The organism is Gelidibacter sp. (genome assembly GCF_035577925.1).
Taxonomy (GTDB): Bacteria; Bacteroidota; Bacteroidia; order Flavobacteriales; family Flavobacteriaceae; genus Gelidibacter.
In genome coordinates, this window is sequence record NZ_DATJCY010000278.1 from 1 (window position 1) to 6,275 (window position 6,275).

At 38.3% G+C, this 6,275-nt stretch carries 6 protein-coding genes; all 6 read right to left on the reverse strand.

The window, feature by feature from the left end; translation table 11 throughout:
- Nucleotides 1–141: 141 nt before the first annotated feature.
- Entirely contained in the window at nt 142–1,227 is a 1,086-nt protein-coding gene (locus tag VNJ50_RS10880) for an amidohydrolase family protein (protein ID WP_325581776.1), read from the reverse strand.
- A 133-nt stretch (nt 1,228–1,360) separates the two neighbouring features.
- Complete coding sequence (locus VNJ50_RS10885) at nt 1,361–1,894, reverse strand: 3-hydroxyanthranilate 3,4-dioxygenase (RefSeq protein WP_325581786.1); 534 nt, start codon at nt 1,892–1,894, stop codon at nt 1,361–1,363.
- A gap of 221 nt (nt 1,895–2,115) precedes the next feature.
- A complete protein-coding gene (locus tag VNJ50_RS10890) occupies nt 2,116–2,898 on the reverse strand; it encodes an SDR family oxidoreductase (RefSeq protein WP_325581778.1) in 783 nt (260 codons plus the stop codon).
- A 107-nt stretch (nt 2,899–3,005) separates the two neighbouring features.
- Nucleotides 3,006–4,484: an aldehyde dehydrogenase gene (locus VNJ50_RS10895; RefSeq protein WP_325581780.1), complete on the reverse strand. Its 1,479-nt coding sequence runs from the start codon at nt 4,482–4,484 to the stop codon at nt 3,006–3,008.
- A 52-nt stretch (nt 4,485–4,536) separates the two neighbouring features.
- Entirely contained in the window at nt 4,537–4,971 is a 435-nt protein-coding gene (locus tag VNJ50_RS10900; protein WP_325581782.1) for a RidA family protein, read from the reverse strand.
- 8 nt (nt 4,972–4,979) lie between these two features.
- Nucleotides 4,980–6,275 (reverse strand): NAD(P)/FAD-dependent oxidoreductase (locus VNJ50_RS10905; protein WP_325581784.1); only part of this gene is annotated, 1,296 nt, incomplete at its 5' end.

The window sequence follows — 6,275 nt, forward strand, 5'->3', positions numbered from 1 at the left end:
CGATAACCAAGTAACCATAATTAAAATAGTTGTAGTCAAAAAAATAAGAATATATGGCAAAAAATAATAACCATGCTAGTCCAACGTACAAGTCGGAGCGTAATCGTATTTTTGAGTACTTTAATTGTAGTGTTGAGTCCATTAATTTCCTAATATTCTATTAACTAGTTTTTCTTTGGCAACTTCATCATCACCACACAACCATTGGATGACGTTATCTTCCCATATGGCATCGTGTTCTGCTTCGGTAATAATGTTGCGCTCCATGGCTAAATCCAATATTTTTCCAGGATATGAAGATTGTTGTGCACTTTCCATTTCTCCAAGCGGATAGGGGTCATCCAAGCCCATAAGCACTTGTTTTGAACCTTGGTTTTTAATTAATAATTGCAGGCCGCCCGTGTCATGGACCAAGGTATCAAAGAAAATATTTTTATGGCCTACAGCTTTTCTTGGGTGACTTTTGCCTTCAAACAAATCCGGTCGGCCATCAAAACCTTGAATGCGACGTCCTAAATTAATTTGTGCCAATTGTCCGCCATGTGCAAAACACGTGCGCATATTTGGATATTTATCCTGATAACCGTTTAAGGTCAAAAAGTGATAGGCATCTGCACATTGCGCCAACATCCAAATGAGATGAAAACGCCAGGACGTGTTTTCTAGTTTTATGAATTTTTCACCATCATACGGGTGAATCTCAACAGCCAAATTGTATTTATTGGCCAATTCAAAAATAGGTTCATTTTCTTCGTCAAAAATACAGCGCCAGGTTCCAATCGTATCCATATAATGCGTTGGTAAACATAAAAGTTGCATGCCCAATTCTTCAACGCAACGTTCTATTTCCCAGCCCGCACCTCTAACAAATCCAGGATGGACTACAAATCCGCAGGTGAATTTACTGGGATGTTCTCTTTGGATTTTCGCATTAAAATCATTTTGAAATCGCAAGGCCTGTTTCATTTCTTCCACACGCAAACCGTTGCCATACAATTGCGAAAGATTTAAAACCACCGCATGGTCAATTTTAAAACGTTCCATCCAAATCAGTTTATCATCCAAAAAGAAACTCGAATCCGTCACCGGACGGCTCCAATCTTTTTGAAGCATAAATTTTCGGTCTTTATCCACCCAAAAAATTTCTTTATCCTTCATAAATTGCGGAATTTCCTCAGGATAGGGAAGTAGATGCGAGTGGCCGTTGATTCTTAATTTTCTTTTCATAGTATGCTTAATTCCTGCGTAGGCAGGAATCTCATTATTTCATGTTTAATCATCATAATTCCTGCGCAGGCAGGAATCTTAATAACTGTGTTGCTCATAGAGATTCCTGTTTTCACAAGAATTTGTTTGTGCGTTAATCAATCTGAACCTTTTTAGGAGGTTCCATCAATTCGCCACAGTTTGGACATTTGCGTTTCTCCTTGTCGCTGTAATATTTGTCAAATATCTTTGGCATATCGGTTTCAATGTTTTCGACGGTAAAATCTTCTTCGTATAATTTGGTCGTGCAATTTTCACAAAACCAAAGTAGGGCATCTCTCATCCCTTCGGGTCGTTTATATTCGATGACCAAGCCCACGGTATTGGCGCCACGTTGTGGTGAATGTGGCACTTTGGGAGGTAATAGATAAATATCACCTTCTTTGATGTGCACGTCTTTTGGAACGCCGTTATCGATGATTTTTAAAACAATATCCCCTTCAATCTGATAGAAAAACTCAGGAGTTTCATTGTAGTGATAATCTTTTCGATTGTTAGGACCACCAACAACCATCACGATAAAATCGCCATCTTGCCAAACGACTTTGTTACCAACAGGTGGTTTTAGAAGATGTCTGTTGTCTTCGATCCATTCCTTGAAATTTATGGGAGAAACTAAATTCATGATTTTGTTTTTTTTGGCGTGACCCTTCCCGATAGTTATCGGGAGGGTCGGGCTTTCGGCAGTCGCTCTCTTCGAGGAGCTCCAACAATGCCTCAATCCCTCACGCAGATTCAGCAATTAAAATTAAGTATAAAACCGCAGAACAAAAAGTGTTTAGGCTTCGTTCTTTGTATTAAAATCATCCATTTATAATGGTTCCCTTCTTATGGCAAAGTTAGATACGATTACAAACTTTTTGTACGACCACCATCTACCGGAAGGTTAATCCCGTTAATATAACTGGCACATGCACTTGCTAAAAAGGTAACGGCATAAGCTAATTCTTCAGGTTTTGCAAAGCGTTTTGCAGGAACGCCACTTTTCATGGCATTTGCTGATTCTTCTTCACTTTGTCCTGTTTTGGTAGAGTTGTTTTTAATGATCTCAGCCAATCTATCCGTATCGGTTGCGCCAGGGAGGACATTATTCACTGTAATTCCAAATTGTCCAAGCTCATTGGCCAAGGTTTTGCTCCAATTGGCAACTGCACCACGAATGGTATTACTTACGCCCAAACCGTCCAAAGGTTGCTTCACAGACGTGGAAATGATATTAATAATACGCCCATAACCCTCTTTTTTCATAAATGGAACAACCGTTTGTGCCAAAACATGATTGCATTTTAAATGTTGTGTAAAAGCCTTTTCAAATTCCTCAATCTTAGCCGAAAAAACAGGGCCGCCCGCTGGACCTCCGGTATTGTTTACCAAAATATGAAAACCGTGATTTTTGCTGATAAAATCAGAAACTTTATGTTGTAATTCTTCAGGATTTGAAAAATCGGCTACGATATAGCTGTGGTTTCTAGAGTTTGGCAATTCAGCAATAACTTGCTTTAATTTGTCTTCATTTCTGGCAACTAACGTCACCTTTGTGCCTTCAGAAGCTAGTGCTATCGCCGTTGCTTTTCCTATTCCTGCTGTACTTCCGCAAACTAATGCGTATTTGTTGTTTAGTTTTAAATCCATAATATTCCCTGTAAAGGCAGGGATCTGTTTAGGGTTAATTTTATTTATGCCATTTTCAATTCCTTAATAATGGAACTAGATTTACTTTGATATAAAAAAGGAATTAATCAATATTTTATACAAACATTCTTCGCTTCCGTAAAAAAACGTAAAGCTTCAAATCCGCCTTCACGACCTATACCGGAAGCTTTTACACCACCAAACGGCGTTCGTAAATCGCGCATCATCCACGTGTTTACCCAGACGATTCCTACTTGCAATTGTTGACTCATTCGTAGGGTTCGTTTTAAATCGTTGGTCCAAAGTGTTGCCGATAATCCGTATTTGACACTATTGGCCATTTTTAATACCTCTTCCTCATTTTCAAAAGGCATCATAGTGACCACAGGCCCAAAGATTTCTTCTTGATTGATGCGGCAATCATTGGTTTGGACTTCTATAATCGTTGGCTCCAAATAATAACCGTTTTCATAATCTTTTACAATGACTTTATTGCCGCCACAAAGAATTTTTCCATTTTCTGTTGTTGCGATTTCTATATAATTTATCACTTTTTCCAAATGCTGTTTGGATACGAGTGCACCAATATTGGTTGATGTTTCCAGTGGATGTCCAACCTTGAGCGCTTTGACTTTGGTTACAAAATCAATTTTAAACTTTTCATAAATCGATTTTTCTACAAAAATCCGACTGCCGCACAAGCAAATCTGTCCTTGATTGGAAAAAGAGGATCGCACTGTGGTGTTCAACATATCTTCATAATCGCAATCGGCAAAAATGATGTTTGGATTTTTTCCACCTAATTCCAAAGACAATTTTTTGAACATCGGTGCGGCAATTTTAGCAATATGTGCGCCTGTTGCCGTTCCGCCCGTAAAAGAAATAGCCTTAATATCAGAATGTTCAATGATAGCTTGGCCAGTAGTTGTGCCCAATCCATGAACAATATTAAGGACGCCTTTGGGCAAACCAGCTTCATTGCAAATTTCCCCAAGTAAATAAGCCGTCATCGGGGTAATTTCACTGGGTTTTGCAACCACACAGTTTCCTGCGGCAATGGCAGGCGCAATTTTCCAAGTAAATAAGTAGAGTGGAAGGTTCCAAGGTGAAATGCAACCCACCACACCAATAGGTTGTCGTAATGTAAAGTTGATAGCATTTTGACCCACACTTTCATGACTTTCACTGGCAAATTGTGTAATAGCATTTCCAAAAAACCTGAAATTACTCGCTGCTCGTGGAATATCGATTTCTTTTGCCAAAGCTAAAGGTTTGCCATTATCCTTACTTTCGGCTTCGGCAAAACGCTGTAAATTAGCTTCTAAAAATTCTGAAATCTTAATGAGAATTCTGCTGCGTTCTTCCAAAGTGGTTTGTGACCAACTTGGAAAAGCAGCTTTGGCAGCCTGATAAGCCGTTTCTACATCATCCTTTGAGGAGTTTGGAATTTTCCCATAAACCATGCCGTTGGCTGGATTGTAATTATCGAGCCACTCTTCGGAAATTGGATTTTGAAAGCTTCCGTTGATGTAGTTTTGTATTCCTGCGAAGGCAGGAATCTCATTTTGTTCGTCTTTATTTGCCACGATTGCGTGATTTTTTGATGACCTTATACCATTTTATTCGGAAAGATCAGTTTTATTGTTTTTTGTATGCCACAACTTTAATTTCCACCACCAAATCGGGATGTGGCAATTGATGCACGGCTACCGTAGTTCTGGTGGGTCCTGTTTCTTTATCAAAAAATTCGGCATAGGCTTTATTGTAGCCTGCAAAGTCATTCATATTCACTAAAAATGAGGTGACATCGACTACATCTTTTAAAGTAGCACCTTCTTTAGCTAAGTTTTTTTCGATGTTTTTAATGACTTCACGCGTTTGTACTTCGGCATTTAAATGTTTGGTGCCCAAATTGTCAATAATGTCCACACCGGCAATGCTGTTATCGGAACGACGTGAACTTGTTCCGGAAACATAAATAAAATCGCCGGCCCGCCTTGTTGCTGGATAAGCGCCTCTTGGTTTTACACCAGTTCCAGTGTTGACTGAATTTTCATTTTGTTCTTTACTCATAATTTTATTTAATGTTTAAAATTTTTGGCGACACGGTCATTTTCTAAAATTTCTTCGGTAGCCGCTTTTACTTTTTTAAAATTGATTTTTAAATCGTCATTAATATCGATTTTTTTATCGGTCAATAAATTCAAGATGGCTTTGTCTTGTGCACGGCCTATTAGCATAGCTTCATTATATCCAATGTTTTCATTGAAAGTAACCAATGCGTATTTTGAAGAATAATCGTTAGGGAAATTCTTTTCTAAAGCCATTTCTAAATTGCGTTTTTCTCTGAAAATTGTAGCATTGACGTGACCTTTCATTTCATGGAAATTATCAATGGATAAGTCGGCAATGGCATCGGTGTCTTTTTTGCGATACTTTTCATAGGTTTTAAAAACCTTTTCCCAATCGTTTTTACTTTCGGGTGGATTATGTTGAAATTCGTCCAAAACCTTGTCCAATACCAATACATCTTCAAAAGAGGCGTTCATCCCTTGTCCGTAAAAAGGTACTACGGCATGCGCGGCATCGCCCATTAACAGCGTATTTCCTTTATAATGCCAAGGCGAACATTTTACGGTTCCTAATGGCGATGTGGGATTGGTGAAAAAATCATCCACTAGATTAGGCATGAGTTCCAAAGCATCTTTAAAGTATTTTTGGAAAAATTCGATAACTTTTTCAGGTGTCCTCAAATTTCCGAAATTGTATTCGCCTTCGTCATAACTTAAAAATAAAGTCACCGTAAAACTGCCATCTAAATTGGGTAAAGCAATCAGCATAAAACTGTCACGACCCCAAATATGTAAGGCATTTTTATAGGTTTTGTAACTGCCGTCGTCATTGGGATGAAAACTAAGTTCTTTATAGCCATGTGAGAGCCAATCTTGTGAAAAGCTAAAGAGAAATTTTTTGCCTAAAAAATAACTTTGCCGCATAATTGAACCTGCACCATCGGTAGCGATGATAATATCAGCATCTTCAATAAATTCTTTTTTTGAATCATTATCTATAAATAAAGCAGTCGTTTTTTCGAAATCCACTGATTTACATGTTTTGTTGAAGTGGATTTTAACATTTTCATGTTTTTCGGCTTCATCCATCAACAGCGCATTTAACATACCACGAGAAACGGAGTTGATATATTCATGATCTCTTCCGCTGTAGGGTGCCATTATCATATTTCCTTCAACATCATGCAACATTCTGCCAGTCATAGGGATACATAAGGTTTTAACTTTTTCTTCAATACCCACAAGTTTCATGGCTTTAATACCTCTGTCTGAAAGTGCTAAATTGATCGATCGGCCAGCGCTGAT

Bases quoted from the DNA above. Each gene is read 5' to 3' on its own strand.
- VNJ50_RS10880 (WP_325581776.1), bottom strand. From the start codon at position 1,227: ATGAAAAGAAAATTAAGAATCAACGGCCACTCGCATCTACTTCCCTAT.
- VNJ50_RS10890 (WP_325581778.1), bottom strand. From the start codon at position 2,898: ATGGATTTAAAACTAAACAACAAATACGCATTAGTTTGCGGAAGTACA.
- VNJ50_RS10900 (WP_325581782.1), bottom strand. From the start codon at position 4,971: ATGAGTAAAGAACAAAATGAAAATTCAGTCAACACTGGAACTGGTGTA.